11 protein-coding genes are annotated in these 22,585 nt (G+C 44.9%); 2 read left to right on the top strand and 9 right to left on the bottom strand.

Annotated elements, in window-relative coordinates:
- From RBB12_RS10725 to RBB12_RS10710, 4 genes are all read right to left on the bottom strand, one after another.
- Window positions 1–3,347 (bottom strand): beta strand repeat-containing protein (locus RBB12_RS10725; RefSeq protein ID WP_306013474.1); only part of this gene is annotated, 3,347 nt, incomplete at its 3' end.
- A 360-nt stretch (window positions 3,348–3,707) separates the two neighbouring features.
- Window positions 3,708–5,657, bottom strand: a complete 1,950-nt coding sequence (locus RBB12_RS10720; protein WP_306013475.1) for an OmpA family protein — start codon at window positions 5,655–5,657, stop codon at window positions 3,708–3,710.
- An 11-nt stretch (window positions 5,658–5,668) separates the two neighbouring features.
- On the bottom strand, window positions 5,669–6,616 hold the full coding sequence (locus RBB12_RS10715) for a type IX secretion system membrane protein PorP/SprF (RefSeq protein ID WP_179385063.1): 948 nt from the start codon (window positions 6,614–6,616) through the stop codon (window positions 5,669–5,671).
- 13 nt (window positions 6,617–6,629) lie between these two features.
- Window positions 6,630–10,421, bottom strand: coding sequence for a gliding motility-associated C-terminal domain-containing protein (locus tag RBB12_RS10710; protein WP_306013476.1), 3,792 nt, complete (start codon window positions 10,419–10,421; stop codon window positions 6,630–6,632).
- A 397-nt stretch (window positions 10,422–10,818) separates the two neighbouring features.
- Between RBB12_RS10710 and RBB12_RS10705 the strand changes: the two genes are divergently transcribed.
- The gene (locus RBB12_RS10705; protein WP_306013809.1) at window positions 10,819–12,408 is read left to right on the top strand and encodes a peptide chain release factor 3; all 1,590 of its coding nucleotides are present in this window, start codon (window positions 10,819–10,821) and stop codon (window positions 12,406–12,408) included.
- A gap of 107 nt (window positions 12,409–12,515) precedes the next feature.
- The gene (locus RBB12_RS10700; protein ID WP_306013477.1) at window positions 12,516–12,947 is read left to right on the top strand and encodes a hypothetical protein; all 432 of its coding nucleotides are present in this window, start codon (window positions 12,516–12,518) and stop codon (window positions 12,945–12,947) included.
- Window positions 12,948–12,971: 24 nt separating this feature from the next.
- Here RBB12_RS10700 and RBB12_RS10695 read toward each other — a convergent pair whose 3' ends face one another.
- From RBB12_RS10695 to rplJ, 5 genes are all read right to left on the bottom strand, one after another.
- Entirely contained in the window at window positions 12,972–13,283 is a 312-nt protein-coding gene (locus RBB12_RS10695; RefSeq protein ID WP_293283651.1) for a DUF3467 domain-containing protein, read from the bottom strand.
- A 49-nt stretch (window positions 13,284–13,332) separates the two neighbouring features.
- Entirely contained in the window at window positions 13,333–17,631 is a 4,299-nt protein-coding gene (gene rpoC / locus RBB12_RS10690; RefSeq protein WP_306013478.1) for a DNA-directed RNA polymerase subunit beta', read from the bottom strand.
- A 40-nt stretch (window positions 17,632–17,671) separates the two neighbouring features.
- Window positions 17,672–21,481 carry a DNA-directed RNA polymerase subunit beta gene (gene rpoB, locus RBB12_RS10685; protein WP_179385069.1) on the bottom strand — a complete coding sequence of 1,270 codons (3,810 nt, stop codon included), beginning with the start codon at window positions 21,479–21,481 and terminating at the stop codon, window positions 17,672–17,674.
- 128 nt (window positions 21,482–21,609) lie between these two features.
- Complete coding sequence (gene rplL, locus RBB12_RS10680; protein WP_127140995.1) at window positions 21,610–21,990, bottom strand: 50S ribosomal protein L7/L12; 381 nt, start codon at window positions 21,988–21,990, stop codon at window positions 21,610–21,612.
- A gap of 55 nt (window positions 21,991–22,045) precedes the next feature.
- Window positions 22,046–22,564, bottom strand: a complete 519-nt coding sequence (rplJ, locus tag RBB12_RS10675) for a 50S ribosomal protein L10 (RefSeq protein ID WP_179385070.1) — start codon at window positions 22,562–22,564, stop codon at window positions 22,046–22,048.
- Window positions 22,565–22,585 lie beyond the last annotated feature (21 nt).

Here is a 22,585-nt window from a genome sequence, read left to right as displayed (position 1 = left end):
CCATCAAAATCGTCGGTGCTGTCGGTGTCCAGGTTCGCCGGAACATTGGAAAGGTCCCCAAAGTCTCCGCTGAAACCTGAGAGGTCAAAGTCGTTACCGTTGGGGGTCACTGTCACCGTTCCGTCTGTGGAGGTGATGGCCTGTAATTCGTTCACGGGGTCGTTGTCCGCATCGTCCACGTTGTCCACGTTGTCGGCAAAGTCGGCCGGAACTCCCGTCAAGCTGCTCCACTGTCCGTCGAAATCGTCGGTGGAATCCAAATCCAAGTTGGCAGGTACGTTGGTCAAATCATTGAAGTCTCCACTGAAGTCATCCGTACTATCGGTGTCCAAGTTCGCCGGAACATTGGTCAAATCATTGAAATCTCCAGAGAAATCATCTGTGCTATCAGTATCCAAGTTCGCTGGAACATTAGTTAGATCTCCAAAGTCTCCGCTGAAACCGGATAGGTCAAAGTCGTTGCCGTTAGGTGTTACCGTCACTGTTCCGTCTGTGGAAGTGATGGCCTGTAATTCGTTTGCGGGGTCGTTGTCCGCATCGTCCACGTTGTCCACGTTATCAGCAAAGTCAGCAGGAACTCCTGTCAGACTGCTCCACTGTCCGTCGAAATCATCGGTAGAATCCAAATCCAAGTTGGCCGGTACGTTGGTCAAATCGCCAAAGTCTCCTGAAAAATCATCCGTCCTGTCCGTGTCCAAGTTCGGGAACTCGTTGTTCACCGCCGTAGCCACTTGTGCATCGGTCAATTGGGTATCGTTGTCGGTTCCGATAAAGGTTATCGGTGAACCATCGCCATTGTCGAACGTATAGGTTCCATCGAGGTTATCCGTGATCGCTGACTTATTGATTGTCTGGGACACCCCATTTTCATTGACATAGGTAACAGTGCCATTGTTGTTATCGGTTAGGTTTGTGACTGTCTCCGCTATACTTACTGAAGCTACGTTCAGGTATAGCGCCCCATCGGAACCAAAGGTGATATTGTTGTTGGCATCGTTGCTGATCAAATCCACTTGTTCAGTTCCGCCGCCATCCGTGATGCCCAAAACACCATCGGTTATGGAACTACCGGTGTTGTACTCGTTGCCCACAACGGAATCAGCATCGTCCACGTTGTCCACGTTATCGGCGAAGTCCGCTGGAACCCCTGTTAGGCTGCTCCATTGTCCGTCAAAATCGTCGGTGGAATCCAAGTCCAAGTTTGCTGGAACGTTGGTCAAATCGCCAAAGTCTCCTGAAAAATCATCTGTGCTGTCCGTGTCCAAGTTTGCAGGAACATTGGTCAAGTCACCAAAGTTTCCAGAGAAATCATCTGTGCTATCAATGTCCAAGTTCGCAGGAACATTGGATAGGTCTCCAAAGTCTCCGCTAAAACCTGAAAGGTCAAAGTCGTTGCCGTTCGGGGTCACTGTCACTGTTCCGTCGGTGGATGTGATGGCCTGTAATTCGTTGGCAGGGTCGTTGTCCGCATCGTCCACGTTGTCCACATTGTCGGCGAAGTCCGCTGGGATACCAGTCAAGCTGCTCCACTGTCCGTCGAAATCGTCAGTGCTATCAGTATCCAAGTTTGCAGGTACATTGGATAGGTCTCCAAAGTCTCCGCTGAAACCGGATAGGTCAAAGTCGTTGCCGTTCGGTGTTACTGTTACTGTTCCGTCTGTGGAGGTGATGGCCTGTAATTCGTTGGCAGGGTCGTTGTCCGCATCGTCCACGTTGTCCACATTATCAGCAAAGTCAGCAGGAACTCCTGTCAGACTGCTCCACTGTCCGTCGAAATCATCGGTGGAATCCAAATCCAAGTTGGCCGGTACGTTGGTCAAATCGCCAAAGTCTCCTGAAAAATCATCCGTCCTGTCCGTGTCCAAGTTCGGGAACTCGTTGTTCACCGCCGTAGCCACTTGTGCATCTGTCAATTGGGTATCATTATCGATGTTATCGGCAAAACCTGCAGGAACTCCCGTTAAGCTGCTCCACTGTCCGTCAAAGTCATCGGTGGAATCCAAATCGAGGTTGGCAGGTACGTTGGTCAAATCGCCGAAGTCTCCAGAGAAATCATCCGTACTATCTGTATCCAAGTTCGCAGGGATATTGGATAGGTCTCCAAAGTCACCACTAAAACCGGATAGGTCAAAGTCGTTGCCGTTGGGTGTTACCGTCACTGTTCCGTCTGTGGAAGTGATGGCCTGTAATTCGTTAGCTGGGTCGTTGTCCGCATCGTCCACGTTGTCCACGTTATCGGCAAAGTCCGCTGGAACCCCTGTCAGACTGCTCCATTGTCCGTCGAAATCATCGGTAGAATCCAAGTCCAAGTTGGCAGGTACGTTGGTCAAATCGCCAAAGTCGCCTGAAAAGTCGTCTGTACTGTCCGTATCCAAGTTCGGGAACTCGTTGTTCACCGCCGTGGCCACTTGGGCATCTGTCAATTGGGTATCATTATCGATGTTATCGGCAAAACCTGCAGGAACTCCTGTCAGACTGCTCCACTGCCCGTCAAAATCGTCGGTGGAATCCAAGTCCAAGTTGGCAGGCAAGTTGGTCAAATCGCTAAAATCTCCACTGAAACCGGATAGGTCAAAATCGTTGCCGTTCGGTGTTACCATCACTGTTCCGTCTGTGGAAGTGATGGCCTGTAATTCGTTGGCAGGATCGTTGTCGGCATCGTCCACGTTGTCCACATTGTCGGCGAAGTCGGCTGGAACTCCCGTAAGGCTGCTCCACTGTCCGTCGAAATCGTCTGTGCTATCCGTGTCCAAGTTCGCAGGTACATTGGAAAGGTCTCCAAAGTCTCCAGAAAAGTCATCGGTACTGTCGGTGTCCAAATTCGGGAACTCGTTGTTCACCGCCGTGGCCACCTGGGCGTCGGTCAATTGGGTATCCGTATCAATTAAGGCTGCCAAATCTGCCAATGCCACAGCAAAGGTGTTCGAATCAGAGTCGGTGATAACCAGATTCGTATTTGTACCATCAATCCCGAAAGACGTCACCGTGGTGTTTGAATCTGTTAACGTATCGCTCAAACTGCTTAAATCTACATTAACGCTTCCACCATTTTCCAAAGTAAGCGATAGTGTATTGGTTGCATCATTAAAGGTGAAACCTGTCAGCTGTTGATCATCCGAAGCGGTCAGTTCCCAAGTATCCCCATCCCAAAAGTAAATGGTGCCTGTGTTGGTGTTTACATAAATATCACCAAGGTCTGCTCCCGCCGGAGTTGTTGCTCCTGAACCCGAGACGTCAGTTCCTTTTAAGACTTCGCAGTTACATTGGTCCTGAAGGGTTACCGTGGTTTGCGAAAAAGCTATTCCTGTTGAAAAAAGAAATAATAGGGCTAGAATGCTCTTCTTCATGAGGTTAGTATTAGTTGAGGATGATATAAACCTTTGTTTGTTGATTTTCACTTGTTCAGTTGACTTTGTTGGAGGCAGTACAATACGCCCAAATTTCAACTGCATACAAAATTACCCTGAGTTTTAGCCGTAGAAAATAATTGTTGTGAACCTGTTGAATCCCATTGTATAGTGTCTGATTTTTGAGGTTACCCCCTATCATTTCTTTGGTTTTCGTTAACGCACTTCATCGATGAAACCCAATAATAATGGGATAATTCGCACATCCGACATTATCGTTTATATTCAATTTTCTTCATTTTTGAGCAAAAAAAACGACCCCAAAAAGGAGTCGCTTTACATTATAAAATTGAACCAGATCTATTCAAATATGATGAACTCGGATCTACGGTTTAATTGATGTTGTTCTTCTGAACATGGCATGCCGTTAACACAATCATTTACCAATCTGGTCTCTCCAAATCCTTCACCTTCCAGCCTATCTGGGGCAATACCCTTCGATATCATGTAGTTAACAGTGGATTCTGCCCGCTTTTGGGACAACCAAAGGTTGTAGGCATCAACTCCCCGGCTATCGGTATGGGAGTTTACCTTGATTTTTAAACTTGGATATTTCTCCATGGCCACGATTACCTTTTGAATCTCAATCTCCGCATCGGGTCGTATATCGTACTTGTTGAGGTCGAAGTAGATGGTGCTCAATTGCAGCAATTTGGCCAAGTCGTCACCAAAACCTCCTGTCACCAAATCGCGCTCCAGATAAAAATCAACAATCCTTGGCTTTCCGTCAGATATGGGCAGATATTCTTCTGCCGGAACGTAACCGTCCCTTGATGCCCTAACAAAATTTCCTTTGGAACAATCGAGCATCAGTATGTAGTTTCCATCAGAATCGGTAATGGTCGATGAAATCTCATTATTTTCTTCGTCAATTATCTTAACAGTGGCACCGGCCAACACTTCATTGGAAATACGATCTCTAACGGTACCCGTGACTTCTTGGATACAGTCCAGAGTAAGTGGTTCGGTCTCCACGAATTCATAGATGTCGTCGCCTCCCATGCCTCCTTCGCGGTTAGATGCGAAGTATCCTGTTTTGTCGTTTGCCCTGTAAATGAACGAAAAATCATCTTTGGGCGAGTTTACCGGCCTTCCTACGTTGACTACTGGCTGTGAATAGTCGTTGTAAGTGATTTTTGTGGCAAATACATCCAATCCTCCCAATCCTTGATGCCCATCCGAAGAAAAATATAGTACTCCTTCTTCCGTAATATATGGAAAAGTCTCTCTTCCAATGGTATTGACGTTACTGCCCAGGTTTTGGATGGGGCCATAGGTTCCATCCCCTATGATTTCGGTGACAAATATATCGGATGCCCCTAGGCTCCCCGTCATATCGGAAACAAAGTAGAGCTTCTTTTCGTCTGGACTGAGCATGGGGTGCGCCACAGAATAGGAGTCACTGTTAAAGGGCAGTTCCACTATATTGGTCCATTCGCCATCAACATACTCGGCACTATAGATTTTAAGACGAATTATTCCTTCTTCATCCTTTTTCCTTCGACCGTCGAAAAAGTTGTTCCGAGTAAAATACATGGTCGTGCCATCTTTGGTTACCACAGATGTGGATTCGTGCAAACGGGTGTTTACGTCCCCTTCCAATTTCATCACCTTCCCTTGGGAAGCGCTATCGGCATCCACCTTATATAAATCCAAAAAGTCACTGGCGTTCCAGGTATGACGATATCTGGCAAAGTTCCCTGTATCCCTGTCCGATGCAAAAATGAGTCCCTTCTCGTAATAGGCCGCGGCAAAATCGGAATATGCACTGTTGTAAGGAAATGGCTTTATATCGTATCTACCTGAATTTTCTTCGATTTTGGCCATATAATCCACATCAAAATCCACCATGGCAGCGGTCAACTCCCTAAAGTTTTCCATTACCCTGTTCGATTCATCATAATTCCCGATGGACTTTAAACTCTGCGCATAACGGAAGATGTCTTCCACGGACATGTCGTTCGGATAGCTTTTCTCCAACTTACCGTAGGTGTCGGCAGCTTCTTGATACTTTGCATTGAAATAGTAGGAATTACCCAGTTTTTTTAAAAGGTCGGACGAAGAATAGCCCCTGTCCAACACTTTTTTGTAGATATCGATGGCCGGACTAAAGGAATATTGTTGATAGCGCTCATCGGCCCTTTCCATGATCCGTTCAATTTGCTTATCGGGAATACTGTCCTGTTGCGCTGTTGCCTTTTGAAAGCACCCGTAAATGATTATCGATACTATGAGTATTCTTTTCAGCATGCTGTACTATATTAAAAGAATCTTGGTGATATGGTCCTTTGGAACGATTTCAACAATTCCAAGCGGAGAAATACTTCAAACGATCCATCGTTGAACTGTGTTCCACCCAATTCGGTGGTCTCACGGTCGTATGCCAATCCCAACATAATCTGGTCTGTCACCTGAAAACCTACCAACCCACTTACTGCTGCATCCCAGCGGTATGCTGCTCCAAAACTAAATTTGTTTGCAAAAAGGAAGCTGGCTGACAAATCTACCTGCAATGGAGCACCGGATACTGCCTTGGTAAGGAGTGCGGGTTTAAATTGAAGGTCCGCTCCAATATCAAACACATATCCTGTGATCAAATAAATATTCATACGCTCTGCGGACAAAAAGTTGACCCCATCACCTGAATTATCATTATCAAAATATTCCGATTCCAGTACATTGGGAGCTGATAGGCCTGCATAGAATTTATCCGTGTGATAATACACCCCAAGACCAAAATTCGGCGTAAACCTATTGTCTATGTTGTTCTGGTTGACCACTTCTTGATCAAAGTTCCGGAGTCCATTAAAGTCAAGACTGAGCATATTTCCTCCCGCCTTTAATCCAAAAGATAATTTGGCATCCATGGCCAAATCAATGGTATAGGAAACAACAGCATCCAAATAGGTTTCCTGCACTACACCGTCACCAATATTATCGTTTACGATGGAAACCCCATAACCCAATCGGCTGTTACGAATTGGTGAGTGAAGGTTAATGGTAAAGGTTTCGGGAGCGCCGTCCAAGCCCACCCATTGCGAACGGTACAGGCCTGCAAAACTGAGTTGACCCCGTGATCCTGCATAGGCTGGATTAACACTCAACGTATTGTACATGTATTGCGTGTACTGGGCATCTTGCTGGGCGTTTACTCCCGAAGCCATGATACCCACAAACAATAATGTGGCGAATAAATATTTTTTAGTCATGCTATACATAAGGTTATCTGCTCAAATAAATGTATTCGGAGTCCGTGAAGCTTCCTTGCTCTGTCTCATAATTGAAAATATAGAAATAAATACCCGCTGGAAGGTAATCATTTACACTTATTGCCGACTTGCCACGCACACGGCCGTCAAAAACATTATTGATGTTGTCGTAATTGTTCGCTTCAAAAACCATGGTTCCCCAACGGTTGAAAATCTTGATGGTACTTGATTTGATATACTCCGTACCTCGAATGAACAGGAAGTCGTTTTTCAAATCGCCGTTTGGTGTCAACATTTGGTTCACTTCAATGGCTTCAACGACCACCTGAACCGTTGCCGTATCGCAATTATCGGGATTGCCAGCTTCACAGATGGTGTACTCGATGGTATAGGTTCCGGGCTGTGTTCCAGAACTTACCGTTACACTACCGTCTTCATTTACCGTGAGTTGATTGGTAGGTGTAGAACTCAATATAACATCAGTCAAGGACACCGGGGCATCATTCAGGGTGTCATTCAACAACACATTACTGTTGGGAATAAGTCCTCCTCCGATTCCTGCGTTATAGCTATCGTCCACCGCATCGATTACATTATCTTCTCCCTGGGTCACTTCCACTGTCACTATGGCTGTATCACAATTATCCACATCCATGATATCGCAAATGGTGTAACTAATGGTATAGGTGCCTGGCATAGTGCCCGGAACAACACTCACGCTTCCATCTTCGTTCACTATAAGGGCTTCGGTAGGGGTCGAAGTCAATATTACATCCATTAGGGTAGCAACGGATTCGTTGACGGTATCGTTGGAAAGCACGTTGCTTCCGGAAATCACTCCTTCTTCTTCAGAAGTTGCTGTATAGGTATCGTCCACGGCGTCAATCATGTTTGCACTTCCTTGCATTACCTGAACCGTTACGGTAGCGGTATCACAATTATCCACATTTAATACATCACAAATGGTATAATTGATGGTGTAGGTTCCGGCCATTACACCAGGATTCACACTTACCGTTCCATCCTCATTTATCGTAAGTTCATCCGTAGGTGTCGAGGTCAATATGACATCTGAAAGGGTTAGTGGTTCTCCGTTCAAGGTATCGTTGGACAACACGTTGCTATCGGCTATGACACCATCTTGACCTACTGTTGCAGAATACACATCGTCCACGGCATCCAGCGTATTGGCACCGACTTCAATAAAAATAGTCGCCGAGGCACACACATTGGGATCCAGCAACACATTACAAACCTGGTACTCAATGGTAACGGTTGAACTGGACTCAGTCAAAGTAGGCAAGTAGTTCACAAATCCTGTCTCAGCATCAAAAGTTACGGTTCCTGTCGCATTACCTCCAAGTCTTGATAGACTGGTAACACCTAGATTGATCTCATCGGCATTGGGAAGGAAATCATCATTTTCCAAAATATTGATGGCCACCTCGGTCAAGGCCGGAGTTGAACCGAAGTCATCGTTTGCAGTTGCGGTCAGTGGGTCTGGATCGTTCCCATTGGGGTTCCCGTCCCCATCACAATCCAATGCATTCCAATCTGCCGACTGGGGCAAAGTGATGCTATCGGGATTATAGCTGCATGGATCCAGCGGATCAGTTCCATCGTTCTTTTCATCTTCGTTGGTTACTCCGTCACCATCACAATCCGAAGCGTTCCAGGTGGAATCAGGATTTACAGTTTGGCTATCCAGAACGAAATCACAGGCGTCTTGAGGGTCGGTACCGTCCTCTTCCTCATCACCATTGGTGACTCCATCGCCATCGCAATCAGCTATCAAATAATCGCCAGTCTGTGGCAAGGTGATGCTATCAGGATTATAATCACATGGGTCAAACGGGTCTGTTCCATCCTCTTTTTCATCCTCATTGGTAACGCCATCCCCGTCGCAATCAGCTGTCAAATAATCTCCTGTTTGCGGTTGGGTAATATGTTCTTCCACAAAATCACAAGGGTCAGTAGGGTCTGTTCCGTCCTCTTCTTCATCTTCGTCGGTTACACCATCACCATCGGTATCCGTGTCGTTGTTCGGGTCTAAATAATCAGGAGTACCATCTCCATCGGTATCATCATCAGTAGGGTCATCATTGCCGTTGGCATCTTCATCAGGAGTGTTGATAGCATCCCCGTCGTCGTCAAAATCACGATAATTCACATCCCCTTCGCCATCACGATCAGGTAAGTCGGTTGCTGGATTATCAATCTCATCATTCACATCGAAACCATCATTGACATCACTTCCTTCGTAGCCGTCATCCAATCCGTCCCCATCGGTATCCACACCGGTGTAGGTCCAATCTGGAATTCCGTCGAAATTGAAGTCGTTTCCTTCGTTATTATCGGGAACCAGATCGTTTTCACTATCATCGTCCAAATAGTCTGGGGTACCATCACTGTCGGTATCCTCAAGAGACAGACCAATGGTCTCCCCTACTTCATAGGCATCGTCCACTCCGTTTTGGTTAGTATCCTCTCCAGATGGTGGAATGTATCCAAATGTAGGTTGGGCCTCCACGTTATCCGGTATGCCATCATCATCACTATCAATATCAAGCCTATCTGGGTATCCGTCATTATCATTATCCACATCTTCGCTAAAATTGACTGTTTGTGGATCTTTAAAGTTGTCCAAACAATCAAATTGTATACCAGCTTGCCTAGCTACGTTTGTTTTAAAATTATCATCTATATCAGCCTGTATACCAAACCGAAACACAAAAGAATCTATAGAAACAAACTCCACCGCTACGTTGACCGATGAAACTTGATTTGAAATGCCATCATATTCCCTGCTTCCACCGTTGACCAAAAAGCCTCCAGTGGTATTTTGAACTGTAATCTCATTATCCGTATCAAGGGTGTAACTTGCAGGGGTATTGAATCGATTGTATTCTTGGTAATCACCATTACCATCCACATCAATAAAGTTGGCGCTCAACTCCTCCAATACCACCGGTGTGGAACTTCCATTTTCGACGAAAGAAATCCTGAAATCCACATAAGGTCTTCGTTGTTCGGACGTTGTGGTGAAAAAAATCTCGGGTTTAAAAAACTCTGGATCAGTTTGGTTTTGGTCGAGAAACAATATCTCTCCGTTTACGACTTCCTCAATCAATACCAAGGCATCCAGTCCGTTAGCAATATTTGAATAGCGATAAATAGCTCCTTCGGAAAGTGGCATGCCCGATTCCAATACCGGTTCGCTTCCAAAATTTAATTTGGGGACTGTGCTACAATCCAAATCCGTGCTGATGATACTGGATTCATTTTGATCTAAAATACCATCGTTATCGGAGTCTAAATCTATGTAATCTGGAATACCGTCACTATCTGTGTCAATGGGGACAATTCCGTTACCAGCGCCGGGGTCGGTTTCATACACATCGTCCAAGCCGTTGCCATCAGTATCTTCCCCAGAAGGCAATTGAAAATTGTTAAAGTTTTGGGCTTCATAGTTGTCCAGTAATCCGTCACCATCAGAATCGATGTCCAAGTAATTGGGGATACCATCTCCATCGGTATCGGTTGGATTGGTTTCAGGGTTGTTATCTCCGTCCAAATTGGCATCTTCCAAAGTGTTCAAAACACCATCATTGTCAGCATCCAAATCGATATGGTCCGGGACTCCATCCCCATCCGAATCGGTAGTGCCGCTAAAAGGATGCATTCCGATAGGATTTATATTGGGAGGGGTCGCCGAAATAAGGGCGGAATATATGGTAAATCCTAAGACCAGAAGTAGCAAAGCAAACATGCTCTTCTTAAGGTTAAAGAAAGTAATGTTCTCCATAAATGATAAGTTTTGGTCAACTGATCACCATGGCAACAAGTGGTTCTCGTAAGCTGTAAGAAAATTGGGGTTTTCTTAATTATGTTCTTCTATCCGGCCTGTTTCGACACATATCTACACAAACAAGTCACATAATTAACTTATTTGTGTTTTACCTCCTATTTTAATCGATAAAAGGCGAATTCATCATCATTATTTACCTCATCTGCCTGTTTTCCAAATGGATAAAACCAACACCAATGGCCAGCAACAGAAAAACGGCCGAAAAATACTTCTCTTTTTCTTGATGGCTAGCGTATTTCCCGTATTTTTTTCCTTTTATATCAACAATTCCGAATCATTCCAAAAATCAACGGGAAACCATATAAATCCATTATTTTTGCCGAAATTTTTGTTGATGGAATTCGAAAAGGAAATAGCGAAGCGAAGAACTTTTGGTATTATCTCCCACCCCGATGCCGGTAAAACCACTTTGACCGAAAAGTTGCTTTTATTCGGTGGTGCCATTCAAGAGGCCGGAGCCGTTAAAAGCAATAAAATCAAAAAATCGGCCACAAGTGACTTCATGGAAATCGAGCGCCAGAGAGGTATTTCGGTGGCTACTTCTGTTTTAGCATTTATTTACAAAGACAAAAAAATCAATATCCTTGATACCCCCGGACACAAAGACTTTGCAGAGGATACCTTTCGCACCCTCACTGCGGTGGATAGCGTAATCGTTGTGATTGATGTGGCCAAAGGTGTGGAGGAGCAAACCGAAAAACTGGTCGAGGTTTGCCGGATGCGTAATATTCCCATGATTGTTTTCATCAACAAATTGGATCGCGAGGGTAAAGATGCATTCGACCTTTTGGACGAAGTGGAACAAAAGCTTGGCCTCACGGTTACGCCATTGAGTTTTCCCATTGGGATGGGCTACGATTTTAAGGGTATCTACAACATCTACGAAAAAAACATCAACCTATTCAGCGGGAACAGCAAAAAAAATATTGAGGAAACCATCGCTTTTGACGACCTCAACAATCCGGAATTGGAAAAAATCATCGGTACCAAAGCCGCTGAGGAACTTCGTGGCAACTTGGAACTTGTGGAGGGAGTATATCCCGAATTTGACAAAGAAGCTTATTTGAAGAGTGAACTGCAACCCGTATTTTTTGGTTCTGCATTGAATAATTTTGGGGTAAGGGAACTGTTGGATTGCTTCGTAAATATTGCCCCCTCTCCGCGTCCCAAAAAAGCTGAGGAGCGCTTGGTGCAGGCCAATGAAAAGGATTTTTCAGGCTTTGTATTTAAGATCCATGCCAACATGGACCCTAAACACAGGGACCGATTGGCTTTCGTAAAAATTGTGTCAGGGACATTTGAAAGAAACACTCCCTATTTACATGTCAGACAAGGAAAAAAACTAAAATTCTCCAGTCCCAATGCCTTTTTTGCCGAGAAAAAAGAAATTGTGGATGTTTCATACCCCGGGGATATTGTTGGACTCCACGATACAGGCAACTTTAAGATCGGGGATACCTTGACCAGTGGTGAAGAATTGCATTATAAAGGTATACCAAGCTTCTCACCAGAACACTTTAGGTACATCAACAACGCCGACCCCATGAAAGCCAAGCAACTGTACAAGGGCATCGACCAGTTAATGGACGAAGGGGTAGCCCAATTGTTTACGTTGGAAATGAATGGAAGAAAAGTAATCGGTACCGTTGGGGCCTTACAGTATGAGGTAATCCAATATCGTTTGGAGCACGAATATGGGGCCAAATGTACCTATGAAAACTTTCCGGTACACAAAGCCTGTTGGGTAGAGCCCGAAAATGAGAAAAGTGAAGAGTTCCAAGAATTTAAGCGAGTAAAACAGAAGTTTTTGGCCACTGACAAAAAAGGGCAGCTGGTATTTTTGGCAGATTCTCCGTTTTCCTTGCAAATGACCCAACAAAAATACCCTTCCGTAAAACTGCACTATACTTCGGAATTCGAATAGTCTTACCACGGTTGACACACCCGTAGACCATTGTAGGTGAATTGGTTGCACTCACCATGTAAGTTTTTTTCGTACCTTGATTTGAGTAACCAATAAATAATCAAATTATGAATACATCGGTAAAACCGCCTGTTTGGTTTTGGGTGGTAAGTGTTATTGCACTCTTATGGAATCTACTGGGAGTGATGAACTACCTTAATCAGGCTTTTAATCAAGTTGCCCTAATGGAAGCCATGGACCAAGCGCAACGTGAGGTATTTGAAGGAATTCCTGCATGGGCCACTGCCGCCTTTGCCATTGCAGTCTTTTCTGGAACCTTGGCATCCATCGGTCTTTTAGTACGAAAAAAATGGGCGCGTCCGCTTTTTATCGTCTCCTTGGTAGCCGTTGTGATACAATTTGCACATTGGCTATTTATTTCCAACGCCGTGGAAGCGTTTGGGCCGTCTACCTATGGCATGCCAATAGTGGTCGTACTTATAGGCATCTACTTGATTTTCTTTGCTAAAAAGGGAATTGAGAAGGGCTGGTTAAAATAAAAAAGGCCCCTAAACGGGGCTTTTCTATGCTTCACCAGTAGGGCCAAAATTTAATGGAATGGCCGGCTGTTCGTAATCCTGTATGGTGCCGTGTGTCTTTTCAAAACGGCTTACATTATCATTGAGTGCCTTTAGCAGCTTTTTGGCATGCTGGGGCGTCAAAATAATCCTGCTCTTTACCTTCGCCTTGGGAGCGCCTGGCATCAAGCTGATAAAATCCACAACGAACTCCGATACGGAATGGTTGATGATGGCCAGATTGGAATAGGTCCCCTCTGCCGTTTTCTCATCCAACTCTATATTGATCTGCTTTTGTTTTTTCTTGTCTTCCGCCATAATGTCTTAAAAGAAAAACCCCGGCCTTTCGGCCAGGGTTTGTTGTTATTTAGAATTTGAATTCCTCTTTTCGGGCCATGATTTCATCGTACTCCTCTTTGGAACCTACGATAATGCTATCATAATCCCTCATACCGGTACCGGCAGGAATCTTATGTCCTACAATCACATTCTCCTTCAATCCTTCCAAGCTATCCACTTTACCGCTTACAGCAGCTTCGTTCAATACTTTAGTGGTTTCTTGGAACGATGCGGCAGAGATGAATGACTTAGTCTGCAACGACGCTCTTGTGATACCTTGCAAGATAGGTGTTGCAGTGGCTGCAACCGCATCTCTTGCCGTTACCAAGGTCTTGTCCTCTCTTCTTAGAATCGAGTTCTCGTCCCTTAGTTCACGTACGGTCAAGATCTGTCCTGGTTTCAATCGCTCGGAATCACCGGCATCCTCAACAACTTTTTTACCGAAAATCTCATCGTTCTCGTTAATAAAGTCGTCCTTGTGCACCAATTGATTCTCCAAGAAAATAGTATCTCCTGGATCTTCGATTTTCACCTTTCTCATCATTTGTCTTACAACAACCTCAAAGTGCTTATCGTTGATTTTCACACCTTGTAAACGGTATACTTCCTGTACTTCGTTCACCAAATATTGCTGTACCGCAGATGGTCCTTTGATGGCCAAAATATCTTCTGGTGTAATGGAACCATCGGACAATGGCATACCTGCACGTACGTAGTCATTCTCCTGAACCAAAATTTGGTTGGACAATTTGACCAAGTACTTTTTGATATCGCCTGTCTTGGACTCGATAATGATTTCACGGTTACCTCGCTTAATCTTACCGAAGGATACCACACCATCAATTTCGGATACAACGGCTGGGTTGGATGGGTTACGGGCTTCGAAAAGCTCGGTTACCCTTGGAAGACCACCGGTAATATCCCCTGCCTTGGCAGATTTACGTGGGATTTTCACCAAAATCTTACCTTCCTTCACCTTTTCACCGTCATCAATCATCAAGTGGGAACCTACTGGTAGGTTGTAGGATCGCAATGTTTCACCTTTACCATCTTTGATCAACAAGGTCGGGATCAACTTCTTGTTTCTGGTCTCGGAAATTACCTTTTCTTGGAAACCGGTTTGTTCATCGATTTCAACTTGGTAAGTAACCCCTTGCTCGATATTCTCGTAAGCGATTTCACCAGAGAACTCGGAAACGATGACACCGTTATAAGGATCCCATTCACAAATCACAGTACCTTTGGTTATCTTCTCACCATTCTTGATGTACAATTGAGAACCATAAGGAATGTTATTGGTACTTAGGGTAATTCCAGTTTTTGGATCTACGATTTTCACTTCAGAAGTTCGGGAAATCACGATATTGGTTTTACTTCCATCGCTACCCTGACCTTCTACAACACGCAAGTCCTCGATTTCGGCGATACCGTCGAATTTGGATTCCAACTTGTTGTCCTCAGAAATGTTACCTGCAATACCACCCACGTGGAAGGTACGCAAGGTCAACTGTGTACCAGGCTCTCCAATAGATTGTGCAGCAACCACACCAACGGCCTCACCTCTTTGTACCATTTTGTTGGTCGCAAGGTTTCTACCGTAACACTTGGCACAGATACCTTGAGCTGCCTCACAGGTCAACGGTGAGCGTACTTCTATCTTTTCAATTGGAGCTGCCTCAACCCTTTTCACATCGACCTCGTTGATTTCTTGGCCTGCTCTTAGGATCAATTCTTCGGTCAATGGGTTGTACACATCGTGCAACGATACCCTACCCAAGATTCTTTCACCCAAGGTTTCAACAATCTCCTCATTTTTCTTCAATGGTTCTACCTCGATACCTCTCAAGGTTCCACAATCCTCGCTATTCACGATTACGTCTTGTGAAACGTCCACCAAACGTCTGGTCAAGTAACCCGCATCCGCTGTTTTCAAAGCGGTATCCGCAAGACCTTTACGCGCACCGTGGGTAGAGATAAAGTATTCCAAAATCGACAATCCTTCCTTAAAGTTGGAAAGAATCGGGTTTTCGATAATTTCACCACCACCTGCAGTAGATTTTTTCGGCTTGGCCATCAATCCACGCATACCGGTCAACTGGCGAATCTGCTCTTTGGAACCCCTCGCACCGGAATCCAACATCATATACACAGAGTTGAATCCTTGCTTGTCCTCACGAATTCGCTTCATGGCCAATTCGGTCAACATGGCATTGGTGGATGTCCAAACGTCGATTACCTGGTTGTAACGTTCGTTGTTGGTGATAAGACCCATGTTATAGTTCATCATAATGCCATCGACTTGCTCGTTGGCATCGGCGATCATCTCCTGCTTTTCGGCTGGAATGATGATATCTCCCAAACTAAAGGATAGACCGCCTTTGAAAGCGAAATCGTATCCCATGGCCTTGATTTTATCCAAGAATTCGGCAGTGGTAGGTACATCGGTTACCGCAAGAATATCCCCAATAATGTTCCTTAGGGCTTTCTTGTTCAACACTTGGTTGATGAATCCTGCTTGTTCTGGCACTACAGTGTTGAACAATACACGACCCACAGTGGTTTCGATGATTTTGTACACCAACTCACCTTCTTCGTTAAAGTCCTTGGCCCTTACCTTAATACCGGCATTAAGCGATACTTTTTTCTCGTTGAAGGCAATTTCAACTTCCTCGGAAGAATAGAAGGTCAAGCCTTCACCTGCAACAGGCTCCTCTTCGGTGGACTTTTTCTCTTTGGTCATATAGTACAATCCCAAAACCATATCCTGGGATGGTACGGTAATCGGAGAACCGTTGGCAGGGTTAAGGATATTCTGCGAAGCCAACATCAATAGTTGTGCTTCCAAAATGGCCTCTGGCCCCAATGGCAAGTGAACTGCCATCTGGTCCCCATCAAAATCCGCATTAAATGCGGTACACGCCAAGGGGTGCAAACGAATCGCCTTACCTTCGATAAGTTTAGGCTGGAACGCTTGGATACCCAATCGGTGCAATGTGGGGGCACGGTTCAATAGTACCGGGTGTCCTTTTAGGACGTTTTCAAGAATGTCCCATACTACGGGCTCTTTCTTGTCAATGATCTTTTTGGCAGATTTAACGGTCTTTACAATACCACGCTCGATCAACTTACGGATGATGAACGGTTTGTAAAGTTCAGCTGCCATATCTTTTGGCAGACCACATTCGTACAATTTCAATTCCGGTCCAACGACGATTACGGAACGAGCGGAGTAATCCACACGTTTACCCAACAAGTTTTGACGGAAACGACCTTGCTTACCTTTCAAGGAATCGGAAAGGGATTTCAATGGCCTGTTAGATTCTGTTTTTACCGCAGATGCTTTTCTTGTGTTATCGAAAAGCGAATCTACAGCTTCCTGAAGCATACGTTTTTCGTTCCTCAAGATCACTTCTGGTGCCTTGATTTCCATCAAACGCTTCAAACGGTTGTTACGGATGATTACCCTTCGGTACAAATCGTTCAAATCGGATGTGGCAAAACGACCACCATCTAACGGTACCAAAGGACGCAATTCTGGTGGAATCACAGGAATCACTTTCATGATCATCCACTCTGGGTTATTTTCCCTGTTTCCTTGCGACTCACGCAAAGCCTCTACCACTTGAAGACGCTTCAAGGCCTCAGTTTTACGCTGCTTTGATGTTTCTGTGTTTGCCTTGTGACGAAGTTCGTAGGACAATTGTTCCAAATCGATTCTGGACAATAGGTCGATCAAACATTCGGCACCCATTTTGGCGATGAACTTATTGGGGTCGGTATCCTCCAAGTATTGGTTCTCGGTAGGAAGCGTTTCCAAAATGTTCAAATACTCCTCTTCGGTCAAGAAATCCATTTTGTGGATTTCGTCACCTTCGGGACCTTTGGCAATACCTGGCTGGATGACCACATACCTTTCGTAGTAAATGATCATGTCCAACTTTTTGGATGGCAATCCCAAAAGGTACCCTATTTTGTTGGGCAGCGAACGGAAGTACCAGATGTGCGCTACGGGAACCACAAGGTTAATGTGACCCACACGGTCCCTACGTACCTTTTTCTCTGTCACTTCAACACCACAACGGTCACAGACGATACCACGATAACGGATTCTCTTGTACTTACCGCAAGCACACTCATAATCCTTTACAGGACCAAAGATACGCTCGCAGAACAATCCATCACGCTCTGGTTTGTGCGTTCTGTAGTTAATGGTTTCGGGTTTCAACACTTCCCCACGGGACTCGGCCAAAATCGACTCTGGAGAGGCCAATCCTATGGAAATCTTGTTGAACCTTTTTTGTGCGTTATTATCTTTTATTCTAGCCATAACAATATGGTGATGATATAATTAATGTAATGATAGTATTCTACTCTTCCAAACGGATATCCAAGCCCAAACCTTTAAGTTCGTGCATCAATACGTTGAAAGATTCTGGCAATCCAGGTTCTGGCATGGTCTCACCTTTTACGATGGTCTCGTAGGTCTTGGCCCTTCCGATCACATCATCCGACTTAACGGTCAATATCTCCCTTAGGGTAGATGATGCGCCGTAGGCTTCCAATGCCCAAACTTCCATCTCTCCAAAACGCTGACCACCGAACTGTGCCTTACCACCCAATGGTTGCTGTGTGATCAAGGAGTATGGTCCAATCGATCTTGCGTGCATCTTATCGTCCACCATGTGGCCCAATTTCAGCATGTAGATCACACCTACGGTTGCACGTTGGTCAAAACGCTGACCTGTTCCACCGTCATACAGATAGGTATGTCCAAATCTTGGAACACCGGCTTCATCGGTAAGCTTGTTGATCTCGTCCAAGGAAGCACCGTCGAAAATTGGTGTCGCATATTTCTGACCCAACTTCAATCCGGCCCAACCCAATACGGTTTCGTAGATCTGACCGATGTTCATCCTTGAAGGTACACCAAGTGGGTTCAATACAATGTCCACTGGGGTTCCATCTTCCAAGAACGGCATATCCTCTTGACGTACGATACGGGCAACAATACCTTTGTTACCGTGACGACCCGCCATTTTATCACCAACTTTTAGCTTACGCTTTTTGGCGATGTACACCTTGGCCAACTTCATGATACCTGCAGGAAGCTCATCCCCTACGGAGATGGTAAACTTGTCCCTTCTCAGGTTACCTTGAATATCGTTCAATTTGATTTTGTAGTTGTGCAACAGATCGGCCACCAATGCATTGGTCTTGTCGTCCGTTGTCCAGCTACCTCCTACCAAGTGAGCGAAATCATCTACGGCGTTCAACATTTTGATGGTGTATTTCTTTCCTTTTGGAAGTACTTCTTCACCCAAATCGTTAATGACACCTTGTGATGTTTTTCCGCTGATCAATCCGAACAACTTCTCGATCAATACATCTTTCAGTTGTTGGAATTTCACTTCGTAGTCCATCTCCAATCTTGCGATGGCTTCTTTGTCTTCAGAACGCTTTCTCTTGTCCTTAATGGAACGTGAGAACAATTTCTTGTCGATCACCACACCTCTCAAGGATGGCGAAGCTTTCAATGAAGCGTCTTTTACGTCACCTGCCTTGTCACCAAAGATGGCACGCAATAGTTTTTCTTCCGGTGTTGGATCGGACTCCCCTTTTGGAGTAATCTTACCGATCAGAATGTCACCAGGCTTCACTTCGGCACCGATGCGGATCATACCGTACTCGTCCAAATCCTTAGTGGCCTCTTCGGAAACGTTCGGAATATCGTTGGTCAACTCCTCCGCACCCAATTTGGTATCCCTTACTTCCAAGGAATACTCATCGATATGGATGGAGGTAAAGATATCCTCACGTACCACTTTTTCGGAAATCACGATCGCATCCTCAAAGTTGTATCCTTTCCAAGGCATAAAGGCAACCTTCATGTTTCTACCCAAGGCCAATTCACCTTTTTCGGTAGCGTAACCTTCGCAAAGCACCTGACCTTTTTTCACCTTGTCGCCTTTCTTCACAATAGGCTTCAAGTTGATACTGGTCCCTTGGTTTGTTTTTCTAAACTTCACCAATTGGTAGGTCTTCGAGTCTTCGTCGAAACTTACCAAACGCTCTTCGTCGGTCCTATCATATTTTATGGTAATCTTCTGTGAATCCACATATTCCACGACCCCGTCTCCTTCGGCATTGATCAATACCCTGGAATCGGTAGCTACCTGTCTTTCCAGACCTGTACCTACGATTGGGGATTCTGGTCTCAGCAATGGTACGGCTTGGCGCATCATGTTCGATCCCATCAAGGCACGGTTCGCATCATCGTGCTCCAAGAAAGGAATCAAGGAAGCTGAGATAGATGCAATCTGATTCGGGGCAACGTCGGTGTATTTTACCTCTGTTGGGTCCACCACCGGGAAATCCCCTTCTTCACGGGCGATTACTTTTTCTCTTTCAATGGTGCCATCATCTCCCAATGGAATGTTGGCTTGGGCAATCTTCATCCCCTCTTCTTCCTCTGCACTTAGATAGATGTGATTTTTGGTATCCACTTTTCCATCTTCCACTTTTCGGTAAGGGGTTTCCAAGAAGCCCATATTGTTCACCTTGGCAAATACGGACAAGGAAGAGATCAAACCAATGTTCGGTCCTTCAGGTGTCTCGATCGGACACAATCTTCCGTAATGTGTGTAGTGAACGTCACGCACCTCGAAACCGGCTCTTTCTCGGGAAAGACCTCCTGGCCCTAGTGCGGACAATCTTCTTTTGTGCGTAATCTCGGCCAACGGGTTGGTCTGGTCCATGAACTGGGACAACTGGTTGGTACCGAAGAAAGAGTTGATCACGGATGACAAGGTCTTCGCGTTGATCAAATCAATCGGGGTAAACACCTCGTTGTCACGTACGTTCATACGCTCACGGATGGTACGCGCCATACGTGCCAAACCTACGCCGAACTGCTGGGACAATTGTTCCCCAACGGTTCTTACACGACGGTTGGACAAGTGATCGATATCATCAATCTCCGCTTTGGAGTTGATCAACTCGATCAAATATTTGATGATGGTGATGATATCTTCCTTGGTCAACACTTGTTTGTCCATTCCGATATCCAGTCCCAACTTCTTGTTCATTCGGTAACGACCTACTTCACCAAGATTGTAACGTTGGTCGGAGAAGAACAATTTGTCGATAATGCCACGAGCAGTCTCTTCATCTGGCGGCTCGGCATTACGCAATTGTCGGTAAATGTGCTCTACCGCTTCCTTTTCGGAGTTGGTAGGATCCTTTTGCAAGGTGTTGTGGATAATGGCATAGTCGGATTGCGCATTGTTCTCCTTGTGAAGCAAAATGGTCTTCACATCGGCATCAATGATTTCATCGATATGCTCCTTTTCCAAAATGGTATCACGATCCAATACAATTTCGTTTCTTTCGATGGAAACCACTTCTCCTGTATCCTCGTCCACGAAATCCTCATGCCAAGTGTTCAACACCCTAGCGGCCAATTTACGGCCCAATACTTTTTTGAGCCCGCTCTTGGAAACTTTTACTTCTTCCGAAAGGTCGAAGATTTCCAAAATATCCTTGTCCCTTTCAAAACCGATGGCTCGGAACAATGTGGTTACGGGCAACTTTTTCTTCCTATCGATGTAGGCGTACATCACCGAGTTGATATCGGTGGCAAATTCGATCCAAGATCCTTTAAACGGGATTACCCTGGCCGAATACAATTTTGTTCCATTTGCGTGGAAAGATTGTCCAAAGAAAACCCCTGGAGATCTGTGCAACTGGGATACTACAACACGTTCCGCACCGTTGATCACAAAGGTTCCACTTGGAGTCATGTAAGGGATGGTACCCAAGTACACATCCTGTACGATGGTCTCGAAATCTTCGTGCTCTGGATCAGTACAGTACAATTTTAGACGCGCCTTAAGGGGAACGCTGTAGGTGAGTCCACGCTCGATACATTCTTGGATGGAGTATCTTGGCGGATCAATGAAGTAATCCAAAAACTCAAGTACGAACTGGTTTCTGGTATCGGTGATTGGAAAATTCTCCATGAAGGTGTTGTAGAGACCTTCGTTTCCTCTTTCGTCAGATTTAGTTTCAAGCTGGAAAAAGTCTTGGAACGATTTTATCTGAATGTCCAAGAAATCCGGGTATTCCGGTATGTTCTTAGCGGATGCGAAATTAACTCTTTCAATAGTGTTTGTGAACATCTATGGACAAATTTTGATCGTGAATACTATGTGGGTTCGTGTACGGCTTTATACACTCCTTATATAAATAGGCTAAGGTCTAACCAAAAAATGGAAAGACCTTAACCAAGTTCTAATGGGAAAAGCGATTATTTAAGCTCAACTTCTGCTCCTGCTTCTTCCAATGATTTTTTGATACCTTCTGCTTCGTCTTTGGAAATACCTTCCTTAACAGCTTTTGGTGCGCTGTCTACGATGTCCTTAGCTTCTTTCAAACCAAGACCGGTCAATTCCTTAACCAATTTTACAACTGCCAATTTAGAACCACCAGCAGCGGTAAGGATCACATCGAATTCAGTTTTTTCCTCAGCAGCTTCTTCACCTCCACCAGCGGCAGCACCACCAGCAACGGCTACTGCAGCAGCAGCAGGCTCGATACCATATTCTTCTTTTAAAATGTCGGCCAACTCATTTACTTCTTTTACCGTAAGGTTTACCAACTGTTCTGCAAAATCTTTCAAATCTGCCATTTTTCTATCGTTTAATAAAAATGTTTAAAAATATACTTAGTTTATTGTGCGCGAATTATTCTCTTTCAGATAGGGTTTTAAGGATACCTGCCAATTTACCACCTCCGGACTTAAGACCAGAAATAACGTTCTTGGCGGGAGATTGCAACAATCCGATGATATCCCCGATAACTTCCTCTTTGGACTTGATTTCAACAAGTGCATCAAGGTAATTATCCCCGATGTAGATGGCCTCTTCAATGAAGGCGCCTTTCAATACGGGCTTATCTGATTTTTTTCTAAAGTTCTTGATAAGTTTCGCAGGTGCGTTACCGGTTTCGGACAACATCAAAGATGTATTGCCTTTCAATACTTCGGGAAGTTCACCAAATTCCTTATCAGAAGCTTCCATTGCTTTTGCAAGCAAGGTGTTCTTTACGACCGCAAGCTTAATGTTCGCCTTAAAACACGCCCTTCTTAAGTTGGAGGTGTCCACGGCATTCAATCCTGATATATCCGCCAAATAAATATTTGGGTTATCAGCCAACTGTGCAGTCAAGTCTTTTATTACTGTTGCTTTTTCTTCTCTTGTCATAGTTAAAAAAATTGAACTACC

The organism is Allomuricauda sp. MMSF_3307 (assembly GCF_030733585.1).
GTDB lineage: Bacteria > Bacteroidota > Bacteroidia > Flavobacteriales > Flavobacteriaceae > Flagellimonas.
This window is presented reverse-complemented; position numbering and strand designations above follow the sequence as displayed.

Excerpts from the sequence above, each read along its gene's own strand:
- rpoC (WP_306013478.1), bottom strand. The coding sequence starts at position 17,631 with ATGGCTAGAATAAAAGATAATAACGCACAAAAAAGGTTCAACAAGATT.
- RBB12_RS10710 (WP_306013476.1), bottom strand. The coding sequence starts at position 10,421 with ATGGAGAACATTACTTTCTTTAACCTTAAGAAGAGCATGTTTGCTTTG.
- RBB12_RS10720 (WP_306013475.1), bottom strand. The coding sequence starts at position 5,657 with ATGCTGAAAAGAATACTCATAGTATCGATAATCATTTACGGGTGCTTT.
- RBB12_RS10715 (WP_179385063.1), bottom strand. The coding sequence starts at position 6,616 with ATGACTAAAAAATATTTATTCGCCACATTATTGTTTGTGGGTATCATG.
- rpoB (WP_179385069.1), bottom strand. The coding sequence starts at position 21,481 with ATGTTCACAAACACTATTGAAAGAGTTAATTTCGCATCCGCTAAGAAC.
- RBB12_RS10705 (WP_306013809.1), top strand. The coding sequence starts at position 10,819 with ATGGAATTCGAAAAGGAAATAGCGAAGCGAAGAACTTTTGGTATTATC.
- RBB12_RS10695 (WP_293283651.1), bottom strand. The coding sequence starts at position 13,283 with ATGGCGGAAGACAAGAAAAAACAAAAGCAGATCAATATAGAGTTGGAT.
- rplJ (WP_179385070.1), bottom strand. The coding sequence starts at position 22,564 with ATGACAAGAGAAGAAAAAGCAACAGTAATAAAAGACTTGACTGCACAG.
- RBB12_RS10700 (WP_306013477.1), top strand. The coding sequence starts at position 12,516 with ATGAATACATCGGTAAAACCGCCTGTTTGGTTTTGGGTGGTAAGTGTT.
- rplL (WP_127140995.1), bottom strand. The coding sequence starts at position 21,990 with ATGGCAGATTTGAAAGATTTTGCAGAACAGTTGGTAAACCTTACGGTA.